The sequence below is a fragment of the Alistipes sp. i18-0019-D1 genome (assembly GCF_042852885.1).
In the GTDB taxonomy this organism is placed as follows: domain Bacteria; phylum Bacteroidota; class Bacteroidia; order Bacteroidales; family Rikenellaceae; genus Alistipes.
Genome location: NZ_AP031424.1, coordinates 269,462 through 288,800 on the forward strand (window position 1 = coordinate 269,462; position 19,339 = coordinate 288,800).

The following is a 19,339-nucleotide window of genomic DNA, read 5'->3' on the forward strand; positions in this document are numbered from 1 at the left end:
AATTTCTGTATCTTTACGGAGGACAAATATACGAACTTATGCGGACTATCCTTTCGACCATAGCGCTTTTTTCCCTCTGCGGGCTTTGCGCACAGGAGTACACGCCCACCTACGGACGCGAACTGCCGCGCGGCGAGATACTCGCCTACCCTTCGGCCGAAGCGGCCACGGCGGCCGACGGCGGCGACAACCGCTACTTCACACGGCTGACGGAATGGAACCTCAAGGACAACGTTTTCTCGACACCGTTCACCGTGCCGTTCGCGTGGGCCAACCGGCAGGTGCTGTTCCACCTGGGATGGGCGTCGGGCGACTATGAAGTGCGCGTGAACGGCAGCCCCGTCGCCTACAACGCAGACGGCAACGCCCCGGCGGAAATCAACATCACCAGGCAGGCGAAAGAGGGCCGCAACATGCTCGAAGTCATCCTCGCGCAGCCGTCGTCCGTGGCGCCGCTCGAAAGCTGGAAAGAGTCCCCGGCGCCCGCCATCGGCGGAGCCTGGCTGATGAGCCAGCCCACGCTGCGCGTGCGCGACGTGGTGACCAGGACCCGGATCGGCGAAGACGGCAACGCCACGGCGGAGATCGCCGTCGTGGTGAAAAGCGAGGCCCTCAACCCGCGCTCCTCGCGCATCCACTACCAGCTGCTCACGCCGACGGGCGAAAATGCCGCGGCCGGGCAGAAAGACGTCACCCTCGACATGCGCCGCGAAGACACGCTGCGTTTCCTGGCCCGTATTCCCTCGAACCTGCTGTGGAGCGCCGAACTGCCCACGCAGTACACGCTGCGGCTCAAAACCCAGCACGAAGGCCGCTACGCCGAATATCAGGAACTCCGCCTCGGCTTCCGTACGGTGGAGATGCAGGACGGGCGGATGTCGCTGAACGCACGTCCCGTGACCTTGCGCGTACGCGAAGTCCCCGCGACGATCTCCGAAAACGAAATCGCGGCGCTGCGCGAGCAGGGATTCAACACGCTCAAGCTGCTGCCGGGTCCCATACCCGAATCGCTGCTGAACTTCTGCGACGTGCAGGGCCTCTACGTGATTGCGCAGGCACCGATCGACACCCGCCGCAACGGGGAATCGCGCCGCAAGGGCGGAAATCCGTCCAACGATCCCGAATGGCAGCCGGCCTACCTCGAACGCACGGAAAACAGCTATCACACCACAAAGCGCCATCCGTCGGTGGTGGCCTTCGCACTGGCCGCCCAGTCGGCGAACGGCATCAACCTCTATGAAAGCTATTTGAATATGAAGCGCTTCGGCGATTCGCGACCTTTCATCTACCCGGACGCCGGCGGCGAATGGAACAGCGACAAACTGGCGCTGGAATAACTCCGAAGGTCGAAAAAGCAGAATTTTTTCAAAATTTTTCCGGCAAAATTTTTGGAGATATAAAAATTATAGCTACCTTTGCACTCGCAATCAAATAACGATTGATGCCTCTTTAGCTCAGTTGGTAGAGCACGACACTCTTAATGTTGGGGTCCAGGGTTCGAGCCCCTGAGGGGGTACAAAGCAAAAGACTGATAATCAATGATTATCGGTCTTTTTGCATTTAAAGCGTGCCCCTATCGTTAGCCGTTTAAGAACGAAATGAGGGCATTTTCGGAGAAATGTTTACCCGTTTGCTTACCCCGTTTTTCGGAGGGGAGAGGGGAAGGACGGAAAATCCGACTTACTCGATGATCAGATCCTCCACACGGACTTTAGGGACATAGTGTATGCCGTTCTTGCGGAAATAGCGACGGTCGTCGTTCTCGGAAATCTCCACCAATTCGATTTTCTCAATGCCTTTGCCGATGGCCAAGATCAGCAGCGGCTCGGACTCCAGATGGAATTTCTGCCGGATCCGCTCTTTGTCAAACGCTCCGATACAGATGCCGTTCAATCCGATTTCAGCCGCCTGGAGCAGCATGCTCTGGACCGAAATACCCAAATCGATATCGACGTAACGATCCTCCGGAACCGTCGAGCAGACGATGATAAAAGCATTCGGTTCGGTTCCCGGAAGCGGTAAATGAAGTTCGGGCAAGGCTCCCCCGAGGCGGATTTCAGCCAGCACCCCGGGCGCCTCGTCCGCCAGGACGGGCCGGAACCGCAGGACCTGCCGATTCCGCGCCGAGGGGATGCGGGTATTCACCCCGATAATGCGGCGAAGCTGGTCTTCACGCACGATGAAGCGGGGATCGTAACCGCGATGGCTGCGGTTTTTAAGCAACAGCCGGCCCAACGTCACCAGCGGCCTGCGACTGGACTGGCCGGATGCCGAACGGGCCAGGTACTCTTCCATTTTTCGGCCTAAATAATCATCTGCCATTTTTCATCGAATGATATAAACAAGGACAAAGATACGCAATCCGTCCGCATTCCACCAACCCGGAGGCCATTTTCAGTCCGCAATATAGGTTGACGACAGTCAAATGTACTTCAACCTGCCGGTATGAAGTACCGGATTCGGCCGGCCGAAAAGAAATAATTTGCATTATCTTTGCGTTTGTCCGACGAACGCCCGATGTCCCAACGCAAGATTATCCATATCGACATGGATGCCTTTTACGCATCCGTAGAGCAGCGCGACCGCCCCGAATACCGGGGCCGCCCGATCGCCGTCGGGTATGACGGACCGCGCGGGGTCGTCGCCACGGCAAGCTACGAGGCACGTCCCTATGGAGTTCATTCGGCCCTTTCGTCCGCGCTGGCGAAGCGGCTGTGCCCGGAACTGATCTTCGTTCCGGCACGGTTCGATGTCTACAAAACCGTTTCACAGCAGATTCGCGCCATCTTCGCCGAATACACCGAACTCGTGGAACCCCTCTCGCTCGACGAAGCGTTTCTCGACGTGAGCCACGCCCGTTCGGCGACGCTGGTCGCCCGCGAAATCAAAGCCCGCATCCTCGCCGAAACTGGGCTGACGGCCTCGGCCGGAATCTCAGTCAACAAGATGCTGGCAAAGATCGCCTCCGACTACCGGAAACCCGACGGACTGTTCACGATCCCGCCGGAGCGGATCGAGGAGTTCGTGGCCGGGCTGCCCATAGAACGCTTTCTCGGCATCGGCGAGGTGACAGCCGAAAAGATGCACCGCCTCGGCATCCGTACGGGAGCCGACCTGCGGCTCTGGAACGAAGCGGCGCTCGTGCAGCAGTTCGGGAAGGCCGGGCACAGCTATTACGGCTATGCCCGGGGCATCGACGAACGGGAGGTCACACCGAACCGGGTCCGCAAGTCGCTCGGGGCCGAAACGACCTTTGCCGAAGACACGGACGACCGGGAACAGCTGCGGCTCGAATTGTCGGCCGTGCGCGGGGAGGTCTGGAACCGGCTGATGCGGCATGAATTCAAGGGAAAGACCGTCGTCCTGAAGCTCAAGTTCGACAACTTCCGGCAGATAACCCGGTCGAAGACCCTATTCACGTCCGTCGATTCCTCCGACACGCTCCAGCGCGTGTCGGAAGAACTGCTGACGGCTGTGGATTTCCACGGGCGCAAAATCCGCCTGATCGGCCTTACGGTCGGCAATTCGCCGGAGGCCTGCCCGGAATGCGTGCAGCTGCGGTTCGACTTCGAGAACCCGGAACCGTAAAGGCTCTTGTCATCATCGGGAACGGTATGACCTTTGCAGCACCCCCGCCCAAAAAGGGAGCCATGAAACATACCGACAAAACAAGAGCTGGACAAACCGCCGCCCGGCAGCCGGAACCGGCGCAGGAAACCACCGTAACGCAAATCACCCCCGACGACGTTCTCACCGACGGAGGCCCTATCACGCCCGCAACCGGAGACGGGACACCCACCGAACGGCAGCTGGAACAGGACGTGGTAATGGTCAATCCGTCGGTCGACAGCATGGAAAGCCGGGGATAGACTATCAGACGCCCAACAGAGGGGAGGGGCAAACGAGCGACAGACGGCAACGTCCACACTCCGTTAGCTATCAATCACAAACAATCCGCGGGAAACCGGCAGTCCAGCCGATTCCCCGCGGAAACAGTCATTCACTCTCCCCTACTTGTTATACCGGATACAAAGGTAGTTGATCGCATTGTTTTGTCCCGGAACGATCTCGCCTCCGCTATAGGCAGTTGCGGTTCCGGCGTTGTTTTCCGCAGCTTTCAAGCGGATATACACCTTCTCCATACCCAGCATGTCGAGCGGCAGCGGCATGGAAAGATTCTTCCAGCCCGGCAGTTGTGTCAACAACGTATTGCCCCAAACCGGCAGGTCGGGAACGGTATAACGTCCTATTTCAGTCCATGCGCCAAGCATATCGCCGTGCGTCGACCACTCGGCCACCCAGTAACGGGGCGCACCGGGATTCCAGCAGTTCATGACGCCCAACTGCATGGAAAGCTGCGTAGTCTGCACATCGGCCGTCGAGAAAGAAACGATCCACGCCTGGCTCCGGTTGTTATCTTCGTCCCACCATTTGGAGGCGACCAATGCCGCATTCGCCAACGCTCCCTTGTTGTCTGCATTAGGATCATTTTTCTCAATGCCGGTGATAGGGCCGAGATAAGAATACGAAGTAGTCTTACTGATCGTATTCGCGCCGTTTTCGCCCTGCAGGGAATAGGTCAGCGAACCTTCGCCGACCGTAGGCGCCACAGCATTGTTTTCGATCTTGGCCTCGGGCATGTTCGACCACTCGGCGATCACGGCCGAGAATCCGTTTTCAAACAAAGGATCGACTGCAATATCGTCCCGCGTGAGCGGACGGATCTGGTAACGCCCGATATTACCGTCTTCCTCGAAACGCTGGAATTCGTCATGCACGACGACACCCGATATATCTCCCGAACCATGAGGAATTTCGCTGCCGTCACGACGCCACGGACATCCCAGGTTAACCATCATGTAGAGATCATTTCCATGAATATCGCGAACCACCTGCGGATAGGTATCTATGCGCTGCTGGTTGTAAGCGGACCCGTAGCCCTCGTTGAGCGGAGTGAACGGACCTGCGCCGATGGGCAGTTCGCACTGCCGAAGCGTCACGAACGTATAAATATCGTCATCGGTGAGTTCCGCGATGGTTCTCTCCTTTTTCGGCAGATCACCTGCCGTCCCCGCAACGGAAGTCAGCACTTTGGCAGAAGTTACCCCCGTAATCTTATAGCGGGCCGGGCCGGGCACGATATCGTCGACCTGTTCGCTGTTGACCGTCGTACCTTTCAGCAATACCTGCACCTTGCTGTAACGGGTGAAGATGTTGTCCTCCTTGGTCGAGGTGACGAGTTTGATACCATATTGGCCGTCGAGACTCTCAATGTACACCGTTTTTTCATTGACACTGTAATCGATCTTGGTCGTGGTCGTATGCGGGTTGGACGCAACGTTGGGATTTCCCTTGTCGCTGACGACATACCCCTCCAGGATAATATCGTCGTAAATCACGCTGCCCGACATACCGCGAAGCTCCGGAATCGAAACCTTCTGACCGAGTTCATTCAAAGCATTGGCTTGTGTCAGGTAGAGCGTAGAGGCAATTTTCTGATTCCAACCATCGACATAGGAAAGCGTAATTCGGGCGTTACGGAGTTTGGTCTCGGAGGAGTTTCCCTGGGCTTCGAAAACGAACTTTCCGTCGACGATATCCATCTGCGAAATCCATTCGATACCCTCTTCACTGGTATATTCGATGACTACGGCCATATCTTCGAAGTCAACATTCGTCTGGATATCGGCCTCGACCGGGCCTCCCTCCCCTTTCACGATAATGTTCTGATTGGGAAAAGTCAATTCGGGAGTCATCAGGCCGTGCTGCTTCAGGTAAACAGTATCGGCGTTCCCCGGTCCCTGGATAAAAATGGTGGCCATGCGGGGAAAACCCGAGTTGGCGTCGTAATTCACGTCAAAAGCGCCGTCACCGCTCATGCGGGTGGTTTTCAGTGAGGCCCAGTCGACCGTATTCGCAAAACTCAAATCGTAGGATTTATTGGAAAGCACCTCAACCGAAATCACTCCGGCCTCGGTATCCACAACGTACGTATTTTCTTTGGCACCGAGTTCTTCCAGGGAAAAATAGTCCCCTTTTTCGGTACAGGAAGCGAAGCAGACTGCAACGGCCGCAACCATTCCGGCCAGAAATGCCCTGCTGCGGGCTATTGATTTTAACTGTTTCATAATTGCACGATTGAGTAGATTTATTGCTTGTTATAGCGCACGGAAACACATCCCAGCCGAACATTCATGTTGCTTGTCGACGGCGTGACGTTGCCTCCTTCGGGATCGGACGCTCCGGCATTGGCGCAAACCGTACTCTGGGCGACCATCCGAACATACACTTTCGGTTGTCCAAGCAAGGAAACCGGCAGGTTGAAAGCATAGTCGATATTTCCGGGACAGATCCAGGTCGGCAGAGCATTGTTCCACCAGACCAACGGACGGACTACAAAGGTCGAATTAGGCAGAGTCGTAAAGTTCGTACCATCGACCGAATACTGCACCTCCCAATAAGTCGGCGCCAACGAGGACGCCGCACTGCCCGATCCGGAACCGATCGAAAACATCAGAGCGAGATTATCGCTGCTGACTCCCGCCGTGGAAAATTCGATCTGAAAACCCTCACCGCGGTTTTCATCGAAATTCCACCACCTCGAACCGGCATAGATGCCGCAGTTCCCCGCCAGTCCTTTGGTTCCAGTCGTATTGTCCTTGTTGTTGAAGTCGTTCGTGCTGCCCAAATTCTTATTTTCAGTCTGACGCAGTACACCGTCGCCGATCTCGGAAATCAAAGCCGTTCCACTTACCCCGACACCCGCATTCCAGGTCCACTCGACCAGCACTTCGCTGAAACCGTTACCACGGTCCTTCTCCAGGGCGACATCGCCCTCCTCCAGCGGTCGGATCGAATAGGTTCCGATCTGCCCGTCCTTGCCGTAACGCGGCAGCTCGGTGTGGACCAGAATACCCGAGAAAGTGCCCGATCCCCTCGGAACCCCGGCATTCTTTACACGGCGCCATTTCACCATGCCGTTAAAGAGCGCATACATCGAATTTCCCCGCTTATCACGGATATTCAGCGGATAACAATCGAAGAACGAAGGACTGCAACCTTTGGGGTTCCAGTCGGTCTTGATCTGGTAGCCGTCATTCACATTGGTATAAGCACCGTCGGAAATACTGATTTCCACATTACGCAACTTTACATAAGTATACATATCGTCGTCAGTCAGTTCGTCCATATACTTACGTTTGTCGGCCAGATTGCCGAGACTTCCGTCCACAGCCTCCGTTATATGATCGACGGTCAGCCCCTTCAACGTATAACGGGTGGGATTGGACTCTTTCACCAAAGTCAGCCCGTTGAGCGAAATCGTGACGGCACTGTAACGTTTCAGTACGTTGTCGCTTTCGGCAACCGTATTGATCCGGAATCCGTATTTGCCGTCTGCGCTCTGGATATAGGCAGTCCGGTTATTTACCGTAAAATCAATCTTCTGCGAAGCCGTATTGGGGTTGGTCTCCATATTGGGATTATCCTTATCGCTAATGACGATACCTTCGAGCACAACCACCGGATCGTCGATCGTCTTCTCTCCCGCGGCTTCGGTGATCATAGCGCGTACCTCTCCGAACGTCACGCGGCGGATATCTGCATTTGCCTGCACCAGATCGACGGACGCCGAGGCGACCTGATCGAGTCCATCGGTGAAAGAGAGTTGCACCTTGACCGAACGGGAGGTGCCCGTATCGTTGGTGAGCGGCGTAAAAAACAGCGAGTCGGCCGTCAGTTCGAGTTCGGTCAGCCACTCTTCGGCATATTCATCTTCATAGATGCACTCAACCGATACTTCATCGAGGTTGTGTTTCAGGTTGGTCCGGACGGGAATACCTGTCCGTTCCCCGGTCTTGTTCAGCGTTACCGAAGAACTTGCGAAACCCAACGACGGATTAACACCCAGCTGAATCATCTTCACCGTATCGACCCGGTCACCCCGTGATACGAGAACATTCGCCCGCCGGGCTGCTCCGTAGTTCTGCGAGTAGGCGAAATTGAAAGAGCCGTTGCCCTCGCCCGCAATCCGGTTCAGAGAGGCCCAATTTACGGGATATTCCAGTTTCACATGCCATTTCCCGGTCGAATAGACCATGACATTGGTATTGCCTCCGATCGCATCAAGCTGGTAATTCCCGGCATTGAGCGCCAGCGGCAAATCCAGATCCGAATCGATTTCACATCCGTAAAGCGCCAGTGCGGAAAAGGCCAATACAGCTAACGGCCTCCGGCAAACACGTTTCAAAATATCATTTTTCAGTTTCATAAACTATCTTCTTAATAATTCGCTACTATAATCTCCAGGAGTGTCGTCCCGGCGGCAGCCGGAACAGCTATAATCCCCATTCCGCATAAGCGTCGTTATCGAGCGCATTGCCCGAATAGGTTACCTCCTTGTCAGGAATGGGGTAATATTCATGGCAGGGAAGGATGTTGTCTTGCAGGGACTTGTAATCCGTGTAATCGAACGTCTGCCGATACCAGCTGCCCCAGCGAACCAGATCATATTTGCGCTGGAACTCGCCGAAAAGTTCGCGGGCGCGTTCGCGCTCGATCTCCTAGTGCAGGTGATCGTAGTTCTTGAAAGTCTCGTAACGGGCTATTTGGGCGCGGTCCTTGACCATATTGAGGTATCGCATCGCATTGTCCGTATCGTCCAGTTCGAGATAACACTCGGCCATCATCAGGATGGCGTCGGCGTAGCGGAACACCTTCGTATTGTTATGGTCGGCGATGTTCACCATCTCGGGACACCAGAATTTCGGTCCCATCCAGGGACGCGCCCCGGCCGCGGCGGTCGAATTGAACGGCAGACCGTCGTATTCCCACGCCAGATTGTATTTGGTACGGATGTCGGTTCCGTCTTTTGGCTGAAGCGATGCGAAATAATAGGTATTCGGGCGCAAAGAGGTCCAGGTCGTCGCCTGATTGCCCAGCTCGGGAATCCGGAGTCCGTCGTAAATATCGTCTTTATCCCGTTTGGGCATACAAATAGCGGCAATGGAACTTGTATACTTGAGTCCCGTGACAGAATAGGTGTGCTGAATCTCGAAGATCGATTCCGGAGTGTTCTTATTGCGGAACATCACGTCGGCATAATCGTACTGCGAAAGATCGCCGTAAATCTTCTCCAGTTCGAGAATGGCATCGCGGGCGGTCTCCCACTGTTTGTTCCACATGGCCATCTTCGCAATCAGCATCCAGCCCATCGCAGCTCCGCAACGGTTGTTTTCCACATCACAGGAACGAATCTGGGCCATGAGGGGCACATACTCCTGCAACTCCCGGATCAGGTAGTCGCGGGTATCCTTGGCCGGCATGCGTCCCAGATGGGAGACACGTTCGAGCACGACCTCATCCTCCACGTCCTCGGTATAGAACGGCACATCGCCGAACGTCGAGGTAAGAAAGTAGTAGTAAAAAGCCCGCATCACCATGCCTTCGGCCAGCATCGGCAGCTTCACGCCGTCTTCCAGCGGTGCGCGCTGAATGCCGGCGATGACGGCATTCGCATACATCACGCCTTTATAGCCCTGGGTCCACATCGTCGAACCGAAAAGCGGATTGGCGGGAGAGATCGCCAATTGGGCGTCGTGCGTACCGCTGGCCACGTACATCAGGTCGGTGCAACCCTCCATCGCGATCAGATAGGTATAGTTGAAGATGGGATTCAAGGGAATGTAGCAGGCATTCAGGCCGGCTTCACACTGTTCTTTCGTCTGATAATAGTCTTTCGGTTCGACGAAAGAGGTGGGAATCTCGTTCAAATCGCACGACGTCACCACAAGCGACAAAAACAGCGCCGTCGATAACAAATAACTGGATTTCAATTTTATCGTTTTCATAGTGCTTTCCAAGTCTTAGATTAATAGCGGAGTTGAAGGCTGAAGATAATCGTCCTCGATTTGGGGTACGCACCTACATCCAGACGCCGCAGCGCAGAATTACTGCTCTCGGATGAAACTTCGGGGTCGAAACCGTTGTATTTCTTCCACAGACAAAGGTTATCGCCGCTGGCGCTGAGCGTAAGGGATTTCAACACATTGCCCGTCGCTTTCCTCAAATCGAACGTATAGGATACCGAAACGTTCTTCAGACGAAGGAAGGTCGCATCGTGAACCAGACGGTCACTGGCCAGACCATCGCCCGAATAGGCGCGGGGAATGTCCGAATCGGGGTTGCGGAGCGGATGCCAAGCCTTGAGCATGTAACGGTACTGGTTGGTCGACGGGGAGTTGTTACCCATCCACTGCTCCGAAATATTGTAAATCTTGCCGCCGATCGAGTAGTTGAAATAAACCCCGATGGTGAACCCGTGTATCTTGAACGTATTCTGCAAACCTCCGTAGATATCGGGATCGGCCTGACCCAGATAGACCAGATCCTGCTTGTTCAGGATGCCGTCGTGATTGATATCCAGATAACGCGGGGCACCGGGGGAATAGAAGTTGTTACCGGCCGAAACATAGCCTTTGGTCGTCTTGTTACGCTCGATCTCGGCGTTGTTTTTCCATGTGCCGGCATATCTGAATCCCCACAGCGCATTAAGCGGATAATCAGAGACATACCCATACATCATATACTTCGGATTGTAGGATTCGTAGGTCACCACGAAATCCTCCGAGCCGATGTTATCCACCATCTGGGAGTTGTGCGACAGGGTAAAGCTGGTCGACCATGTGAATTTGGGCTTGGAGATATTGTAGCTTTCGATCGCGATCTCGATACCCTTGTTGCTGGTTTTGCCGACGTTCATGAAACGGTTCGAGTAACCGCTTTGAGTCGGACGCTGTACGGTCAGCAACAGGTCTTTCGTTTTGGACATATAGGCCTCGACGGTGAACTTGATCCGGTTATCGAGCACGGCGAAATCGAGCGCGGCATTGTACATGTCGGTAGTCTCCCAGGTCAGTTTGGGGCTTCCGATCCGCGACGGATAGAATGCCACGGGCTGCGAGCCGCCGAAAAGGTAGCCCGTCGTCGAAGACCCCATCGAGGGCAGCGAACGGTAAGCGCTGATGGCATCGTTACCCGTCCGTCCCGCACTCAAGCGGAGCGCCATCTCGCTGATCCACGAAACGGATTTTATAAACGGTTCGTTGTGAACATTCCATTTGAACGCTCCCGAAGGGAAGAAGCCCCATTTGTGATCGGACGCGAAGTTGGAAGAGCCATCGGCGCGCGCCGTGAAAGTCAGATAGTATTTCTGACGATAGTTGTAATTGACACGGAACAGGCCGGACATGCGTACCTTCCGCGTATTGGACGTACCGACCGACAGGTTCTCCTTATCGGGAATAGCACCCATATTGTTCCACAGCAGCGGATCGAGCAGATAACCGTTACCGCCCGTAGTCATGTTGTTCGATTCCCACGTCTGCGCCGTGAAGCCGACCATGGCGTCGAAATGGTGGCGTTTGTCGAAATCCTTGTTGTAGGTCAGCGTATTTTCACTCAAGATACTGGTCTCGTTGTACTCACCCCGGTAAGCGTAAGCACCCTGTCCTTCGACCTTGGCCGGCAGCGTACTGGGCTGGAACTTGTAGGAGTGATGCACATAGGAGTAATAGGAAGCCTGACTCCGGAGTTTCAGACCCTTGACCAGTTCGGCCTCCCCATAGATGGCGGCGTTGAAGGTCTGACGGGTAATATCGTCCGTATTGAGGTAGACGGTCGCCAACGGAGAGTTGAACTTCTGTCCGGAACCCCACAGGTCGTTGAAATCGCTGTTCGCCTTGATCAGCGGCGAAAGGTAGATACCGCCCTGCCACCAACTGGTTCCGCCCAGGTTAGCCAGGTTGTTATTGTTGTCGCGATGGGTAAAGGTGAGACGCATGCCGACCTTCAGCCAGTCGGTGAACTGGTTGTCGATATTGAAACGCGCCGTGTAACGCCGCATGCCGCTGTTCTTGATGATGCCTCGCGTATCGTTGAAGCTGACCGATCCGAAATAGGTCGTCTTCTTGGTTCCTCCGTTGACCGAAAGACTGTAATTCTGATAGGGAGCCGTCCGCGTGAGTTCGCCGAGCCAGTCGGTCCCTTTGCCCAATGAATAGGGATCGGGGAAAGGATATTTGGAGATCGGGGTCCCGTCGACGATCTCTCCGTACTCGTCATCAGTCGAAAAATAAGCCAGATCATTACGGTAAAGCGCAAATTCGGTGGCATTCATCAGTTCCAGTTTCTTGGGCAGCTGCGAAAAGCCGAGGTCGGTGCGGAATTGCAGGCTGAGACGACCGGCCTCTCCTTTCTTCGTCGTGACGATGATGACACCGTTACTGCCGCGCGCACCATAGATGGCTGTCGACGAAGCGTCCTTCAGCACATTGATCGACTCAATATCACCAGGGCTGATGTCGTTCAGGTCGTGCACGGCATCAATCATACCATCGACTACGATCAGCGGTTCGTTGCTGGCTGAAATGGATCGTGTCCCACGGATACGAATCGAAGTCGTGGCGCCCGGTTCTCCGGTGGTGGACATGATGTCAGCACCGGCAATACGCCCCTGCAACGCTTGGTCGACGCTGATGACCGGAACATTTTCGATATCGGCCATCTTCACGTTGGCCACCGATCCGGTAAGGTCGTTTTTCTTGACCGCACCGTAACCGATCACAACCACCTCGTCCACTTCCTGCAAGTTTTCATTCAGCACCATGTCGATGACCGTGCGTGACCCGACCGTAACGTTCTGGGTAACAAATCCCAGGTAGCTGAAAACAAGGATGCTGTTGGCAGAAGGCACTTCGAGGCGATATTTACCATCGGCATCGGCGATCGCACCCTTCACGCTGCCTTTCACATACACGGTCGCTCCGGGAAGGGGCAGCCCCTTTTTGTCCCGGATCACACCCTGAACGACGATGCCGGTGCTCCGGACCGCCGGACCGGTTCTTTTCAGCGTGACAGCACGGTCTGCATCCGAGATCGTGTAGGACAGTCCGGCCGCCTTGGCAATGGTCGCCAGCACATCCCGCAGGCCGACGTTGGCAGCACGCAGCGTAATTCTCTTATTATTCACATCAGCCGGCTCGTACGTGAATTTGTAGCCAGACTGACTTTCGATCTGTTTCAGCACGGTAGCCAACGGTTCACTCTCTGCATTCAGTGAGATTTTTCCGGATTGGGAATACGCAGGGACGACCGCCAGGCACACAACCAGCATCGCAACGATCCGCCGCAGACAGCGGAATGCCGGGAAGTCCTTATTCGTCAATAATTTTTTCATTTGGATTCAGTAATTTTAGATTCAACACCATTTCGTCAGGCCCGGAACCGCAGTTCTTTTCCGGTGACAGACCGTTCTGCACCGAACGGGCGCAGTTTTCGTCCACGCGATCTTTTCTGTTTCAGGTCGTTCATAAAATTCGGGTTTAAGAGTTCCATATTATGATCAAAGTTGTTTAGTTCCATACACCCTGAATTCCGTCATCAGCGGATAATGGTCGGAACGGGTATCCGTAAAATCGTCTCGGACCGTCTCCACGCAGGTCATGTCGGAAAGCATCGCGCTGCTGCCGTAAATGAAATCGATACGGGTAGCGTTTCCTCCGGCAAACGCCGCGGTGGGACACGACGGGATGAAATACCCGCGGTAGGAGCGCATCAAGTCGTGATAACCGCTGCCCAATATTTTGGTATGTACGTCGTAGTTAAGTCCTATGCCTCCGGGCAGGTCATCGGCATCCAGCGGGGAAACCGAATTGAAGTCCCCCATCATCAGCCACCGAACTTCACCGGGATGAGCCTTCAACGTACCGTCGAGGAAAGCCGTTATTTCAGCCATCCGATAAGAGTTGCCGTCGGTATGACCGTTCGAGCCGGTTGCATGGGGCCAAAGGTGCAACACGACGATATTGACTCCCCTGATCCGAGCATGGATAGCCCCGTGGGACACACCTTCGGTGATTTTCGCAATCACCTCGACCGGATATTTCGAAGTCAGCGCCACCGGATAGTTATCGCCTTTCTTGATATTGGTAACAACATAAGGATGACCGTAGCTCACCGCGAGCCGCTCCAGCGACTCCTGCGTGAACTTGTTCGCCTCCTGCAACGCCAGAATATCGGGATTCATCGAACGCACCCAGGCTGCCAATTCGGTCTTTCCGGTCGTCTGATCCAGTTTCATCCCTTCCAGAATGTTGTAACTGATCAGACGCAGCGTGTCAACCTCCAGCTCTTCCTCGGGTTCGGCGCGCAGGTATTCGCCCTGCTCACCTCCATCCTCGCAGGAAGTCGCCATACAGAGCGCCAGCAATAGCATACACCACAAACGGAAGTTCCGTACGAAATTTGGGTTAAGATTCATAGTTTCGTATTTTATGGATTCGTACTATTTGTCGTATCGGACCGCCACATAAGAAAGCGTATTGGCCGCTCCGTTCACAATGGTACTGCCGTCATAGGAACTTGCCGTACCGGCGCTGTTACGCGCAGCACGCAGGCGCACATAAACCGCATCCTTGCCGAGCATCTCCGACGGCAGGTCGATATTCACGTTCTTATGTCCCGGCAGCTGGGTCAGAAGCGTATTGGACCATTGCGCAATATCGGGGACCGTATACTCCCGGACAATGTTCCACGCGTCCGATTTCAAACCGTGATCCGACCACTCGGCCACCCAGTAGCGCGGGGCGCCGACGGCCAGGTTGACCGTGGCGAACTGCATCGACAACCGGCCGGAAGCAATGCCTCGGGTCGAAAAACCGATCACCCAGCCCTCACCGCAATCGTTGGCCTTGTCCCACCAGTTCGCATTGGAAAAACCGCCTTCCGGGACGCTGCCTTTGTTGTCGACCTCGACCTTTCCCGTAATCGGACCGGACAGGCTGTAATCCGACGACGCATAAATCGTTTTCCCGGACGTGTGGGTGATCGTACCCGCTCCGTAACCCGGGGATACGACATTGCCCGCAATCCGGGGGAGGTTCCATTCGGCGATCAGCCGGGAAAACCCGTCGCCGGAATTCGCGTTCAGCGCGATATCGTCCCGTTCGAGCGGGCGTATCTGATAACGGCCGATATCACCGTCCTCCTCGAACCGACTGAACGTCTCATGCACAATGACACCTGAAATGCTCCCCGAGCCTGCGGGCAGATCGGTTCCGTCGCGGCGGAAACCGCAGCCCACATTCGTCAACAGGAACATACAGCCACCCTTTTCGTCCCGGATCAGCCGCGGATAGCAATCAATGCGGCCCGCGCCGTAGACAGAAGCATACCCTTCGTTGATCGGTGTCAGCCCCCCTTCGCGAATGGGAATTTCGCACGCCTTCAACGTAACAAAGGTATAAAGGTCCGCATCGGTCAGATCTGCGACGGAACGCTCTTTCAGCAAGACATCGGAAGCACTGCCTCCGGTCACTGTCATCAGATTGCTGTAACCGACTCCCGAAAGCGTATACCGTTCGGGATCAGCGTCTTTCCGAAGCGTCAGTCCTTTGAGCCATAATTTCAGACGATCATACCGCCGCAGCGTATTGACCTCTTCCGAAGTGGTTTTCAAGCAGACGCCGTATACTCCGTCCGCACTTTGGAGATAAATCGTCCTCGCATTCTCGCTGTAATCGATCTTTACAGCCGTCAGGTTCGGATTGGCTGCGACATTGGCATTTCCGCAGTCGCTCACGACGATGCCTTCCAACGCAATGTCTTCCTCTATAAAACACGAGCCGTCGGCTCCGGCAACCATTCCCCTCAAGTCCCCGAAGGTAACTGCCCGAGTCTGGGAACTTCCTCCGATACCGGCCTGCGAAACGAGGCATTCCGAATCGTAGACCGTACCCCACTCATCCGTGAAAGAGATTGTGAGGATCGCCTGACGGGGCGTCGCCGAACGGGATTCCCCGATATGGCAACTCAACGTTTTCAAGTCGTTTTCGATTTTGCAATCCGTAATCCAGTCCGCGGGTTTCCCGCCTTCTGTCACGGAGAACTTCACTTTTCCCGCAAGCGACAACGGCAGATTGGTAGTAATCTCAAATTTTTTACGCCCCTCGGTCCCGGCAACTTCGGCTCTTCCCGACACAAATTCGAGCACAGGTGTTTTCCCGTATTGTTTCAGGAAAATCGTGTCCCGGATTGCCCCCGAGCGGATCACAAGTGCGGCCATCCGGGGAAAGACTCCATTCGCCTTGTAACCGACGGTGATCCGTCCCTCTTTCTGTCCCGAATCGGGACCGTCTATCCAGACCCATTTCGAATCGGGCGAAACGAAAGCCGACCAATTGTCACCGGCAGCAACGCGGATGTTTTTGACACCTTTGTCTATACCCAGCAGCACCTCCCGGTTCCCACCGGACCCGACCGGTCCGGTGGCATCGTCCTTGCCGCACCCGCACCAGACTGCCAGGATCATCAGCGCCGTAAGCATCCGTGGCCACGCCCCGGCATGTCGACCAACCCTTTCCATAAGATTCATTCCGGTCTGTTTCATGACTATCATTCTCCGTACGATTCCGGAATTAGGGACGTTCCTTCGGTTTCTCCTCCGGATTGAGCTGGTAATAGGTCTCCGCATCCAGCGCATAAAGCTGAACATTATCGAGGAAAACCCGGTTTTTCCGACCTCCGGACAACTCGGCATCGCCCCCGGCAAACCGGATTTGCGTATGCCCGGTAAAGGGATTGGTCTCGGTATTGACCAGGTAAAGCACATAGTCGGAATCGTCCCACATCGAAGAGACGACATCGGGATCGGACGGATCGTAATAACCCAGTTCGAGCGTTTGAGTCGTTTTGCCGCCTTTGAAAGCACCGCCACCGATGACGCTTACATGCAGAAGATTGGCATCTTTCGTTCCGTCTTTTTCACAGAAACCCACGGCACGGAAGCGCAGCATGACAAGCGAATCGACAATGATACTCGTCACGTTGGGAGTTATCAGGTCTCCGCCGTTTTTCGTATCGCCGAGCTTCACACAGCCGATGCGTCCGTACAATGCCGGATATCCGGTGCTTTCGAGTTCGGTAGAGGTCCATCCGTAATTTTTCTGCGTGGTGGTCCATTTGTCGATACGGCGTTCATCCTCCGCATCCCAGGGGTAGTCGTAACCGTAGTTCAACCAGCTGAAATCTTCGCACAGAAGCGTCCCGAAACCTTGATTGACGGTCACGAACGCACCCAGATACTTGTCCGACGAAGTGAAGCTCAACGTTCCGGAACGACGTTTGTAAAATTCACCCATCGGCTTGTAACTGAGGATGATCATATCGGCTTTAGCCTCGGCATTGAAGCCCTTGTTTTCATACGTGAGCCAGTCGGACTCCTCGTCCGAAGTCTGGAAAAACATCTCGTAGGGAACATTGGCATGGACATAAAGCGTGTCCCGGCCCTCCTCGACCCGGCAGTTGATTGCAGAGACCGGTTCTCTGGTCAGTGAATCCGACACGATCAGAAAATCCTTACGGAGCAGGTCGTCGTCGTCCTTGCAGGACGGCACAGCCGTAAGCACAACACAGAACAGCAAAAGCCACAGGCCCTTGATATCCCGCAGCGGAAAATTCAAACGGGTAGTTTTTTGATCCATAACAATAAAATTAGCAGTTGGTATTTTTGACTTAATGGCTATTTCATGAAGACTTTGACGAACATGATTTCACGACCGGAAGTGTTGACCACCCGATAGGAACCGGCCGCAGCCGATACAACCAGCGTTTCGGCATAGTGGAGGCAAAAACGGGAACCTCCGGCTGTCAGGACTTCGGCGGACTCGCCTTCGACCAGATTCAGAACATGACACTTACCCTCCGTACGCACCTCCACGGACGATTTCAATTTGTAACGGTAGACGTCGTACGAATGATCCGGATGCGTCTGTAAATGCCACATCTCCCAGTCCGCACCCGATTCGACCAAACACGGGTGCGCGACAAGATCACGCTTCACAGCATCGCCTTTCCGATCGAAACAAAGGTTTTCCATCGCCCGGCGAACATTAATCGGGCGCGGACGGCCATCGAGGTCGAGGGAGAGCCAGTCGTACATTTTGAAGGTGAAAATGTAGGGTGTGGTGCTGATCTCCAATACCAGATTATTTCGCCCCGAGCTGTGAAGCGTTCCCGGAGGAATTAGATACAGTTCATGCCGCGCGGAGGGTTCGGCATGGACATAGCGCGCCACGTCAAGTTCCGTTCCCGAACGGTGGCTCCCGGTCAGCGCCCGCTCGAACTCCACCGGATCGACATCCTCCTGAAAACCGAGATAAACCACGGCATCGTCCTTCGTGTCGAGGATGTAGTAAGTCTCTTCCTGGGTCAGCACCTCGCCGAAGTTTTTCCGGATATATTCCCGCCGGGGATGACATTGGATGGAGAGGTTCCGTCCGTCGAAATTGTCCAGATAGTCCATCCGGATCGGAAACTCGTCGCCGTACTCCTCATAGCATTCGTTCCCGACCACATTGCGCCCCGCACGGAACATCAGCATATCGAACGACACTTCGAGCATCCGTCCGTCGCTGCTGAAGATAATTCCGTTCTCGGGAACGATGAGTTCGAACGACCAGGCATAATTCGGCACATCGTGCGGCAACATCCGGATATGTTCCCGGATCCACTGTCCGCCCCACGCCCCCGGTTCGAACCAGGGACGAACGCGAAAAGCATTGCATGCAAGGCGGTCAAGCCCGGCGCGCAGGTCGTCGCCGGATGCCCAGGTTATCTCGCCGTCCCGCTGCCCGTCCACGATCACGTCGATTCGGGGAAGGATATTCCGTTTGTGACGGTTCAGAACGACCCAATCCACGAAATAGAAACGTTTGTACATCTTTTTGGGTACATCCGAAACGGGAACGCCAAGATTCGTGACGCTGCCGGCGCGAGCACGGAACTGAATCTCGTTTTTCGGGATGTCGATGTACACGAGCGTACCGCCCCAATCGGCCAGCGAGGCCCCTATTCCGATCAGGATATTCATCTCGGCCTCATCATCGGGTACGATACGCCGCAGTTTCTCCGGGTCCAGAAAGTCGGAAAGCTCCAGTGACGTACGGAACCCGAAGATCGGGTCGTCGCCGCCCAGAAAAGGGGCCACCAACTCTTCTATTTCCCCGGGCGAACGCATGGCAGCGTTCATGTTCCACCAATTGGCATGCACGCCGATAGCCGTAAGCGCCTTATTCAACTCCCGCGTGAAACGTCCGAAGTCGACCCCGATGAATCCGTCCACCACAACCCGTTTCTCTCCGGCAATTTTCCGTGCCAGCGATGCGTAATCGCAATGTATCTTTCCCCGGCCCAGATCATGGACGGGATAAATATCATAATCCTCCCCTGCCGTCCCCGGTTTTTCGACGGGAAGCAGGTATTGCATAGTTTGTCTCAACTTGTT

The 19,339-nt window shown here is 54.9% G+C and carries 11 protein-coding genes, 1 tRNA gene and 1 pseudogene; 4 read left to right on the plus strand and 9 right to left on the minus strand.

Annotation, left to right across the window (positions count from 1 at the left end; genetic code table 11):
* The first annotated feature begins 38 nt into the window (after positions 1 to 38).
* Positions 39 to 1,337, plus strand: a complete 1,299-nt coding sequence (locus tag ACGHP5_RS01060; RefSeq protein ID WP_337771527.1) for a glycoside hydrolase family 2 TIM barrel-domain containing protein — start codon at positions 39 to 41, stop codon at positions 1,335 to 1,337.
* Positions 1,338 to 1,443: 106 nt separating this feature from the next.
* Positions 1,444 to 1,516 (plus strand) — tRNA-Lys (locus ACGHP5_RS01065).
* Between the two features lie 164 nt (positions 1,517 to 1,680).
* On the opposite strand, the gene ACGHP5_RS01070 is transcribed toward ACGHP5_RS01065, so the two are convergent.
* On the minus strand, positions 1,681 to 2,295 hold the full coding sequence (locus ACGHP5_RS01070; RefSeq protein WP_337771525.1) for a nitroreductase family protein: 615 nt from the start codon (positions 2,293 to 2,295) through the stop codon (positions 1,681 to 1,683).
* A gap of 222 nt (positions 2,296 to 2,517) precedes the next feature.
* Here ACGHP5_RS01070 and dinB point away from each other — a divergent pair, with 222 nt between their 5' ends.
* Both dinB and ACGHP5_RS01080 read left to right on the plus strand, forming a co-directional pair.
* Entirely contained in the window at positions 2,518 to 3,588 is a 1,071-nt protein-coding gene (dinB, locus tag ACGHP5_RS01075) for a DNA polymerase IV (RefSeq protein WP_390567871.1), read from the plus strand.
* Positions 3,589 to 3,650: 62 nt separating this feature from the next.
* A complete protein-coding gene (locus tag ACGHP5_RS01080; protein WP_290531685.1) occupies positions 3,651 to 3,869 on the plus strand; it encodes a hypothetical protein in 219 nt (72 codons plus the stop codon).
* Positions 3,870 to 4,010: 141 nt separating this feature from the next.
* Here the strand turns inward: ACGHP5_RS01080 and ACGHP5_RS01085 are convergent, their stop codons facing one another.
* From ACGHP5_RS01085 to ACGHP5_RS01120, 8 genes and pseudogenes are all read right to left on the minus strand, one after another.
* Positions 4,011 to 6,128, minus strand: a complete 2,118-nt coding sequence (locus tag ACGHP5_RS01085) for a DUF5689 domain-containing protein (protein ID WP_290531686.1) — start codon at positions 6,126 to 6,128, stop codon at positions 4,011 to 4,013.
* A 20-nt stretch (positions 6,129 to 6,148) separates the two neighbouring features.
* Complete coding sequence (locus tag ACGHP5_RS01090; protein ID WP_390567872.1) at positions 6,149 to 8,269, minus strand: DUF5689 domain-containing protein; 2,121 nt, start codon at positions 8,267 to 8,269, stop codon at positions 6,149 to 6,151.
* Positions 8,270 to 8,336: 67 nt separating this feature from the next.
* Positions 8,337 to 9,848: pseudogene (locus ACGHP5_RS01095) on the minus strand (RagB/SusD family nutrient uptake outer membrane protein).
* A 20-nt stretch (positions 9,849 to 9,868) separates the two neighbouring features.
* Positions 9,869 to 13,234, minus strand: coding sequence for a SusC/RagA family TonB-linked outer membrane protein (locus ACGHP5_RS01100; protein WP_390567873.1), 3,366 nt, complete (start codon positions 13,232 to 13,234; stop codon positions 9,869 to 9,871).
* Positions 13,235 to 13,399: 165 nt separating this feature from the next.
* A complete protein-coding gene (locus tag ACGHP5_RS01105) occupies positions 13,400 to 14,317 on the minus strand; it encodes an endonuclease/exonuclease/phosphatase family protein (RefSeq protein ID WP_390567874.1) in 918 nt (305 codons plus the stop codon).
* Between the two features lie 24 nt (positions 14,318 to 14,341).
* Positions 14,342 to 16,420 (minus strand): hypothetical protein, encoded by a 2,079-nt coding sequence (locus ACGHP5_RS01110; protein ID WP_390567875.1) that lies wholly within the window; start codon positions 16,418 to 16,420, stop codon positions 14,342 to 14,344.
* A 52-nt stretch (positions 16,421 to 16,472) separates the two neighbouring features.
* Positions 16,473 to 17,516 (minus strand): hypothetical protein, encoded by a 1,044-nt coding sequence (locus ACGHP5_RS01115; protein ID WP_337771510.1) that lies wholly within the window; start codon positions 17,514 to 17,516, stop codon positions 16,473 to 16,475.
* A gap of 59 nt (positions 17,517 to 17,575) precedes the next feature.
* Positions 17,576 to 19,321, minus strand: a complete 1,746-nt coding sequence (locus ACGHP5_RS01120; protein WP_337771508.1) for a class I mannose-6-phosphate isomerase — start codon at positions 19,319 to 19,321, stop codon at positions 17,576 to 17,578.
* Positions 19,322 to 19,339 lie beyond the last annotated feature (18 nt).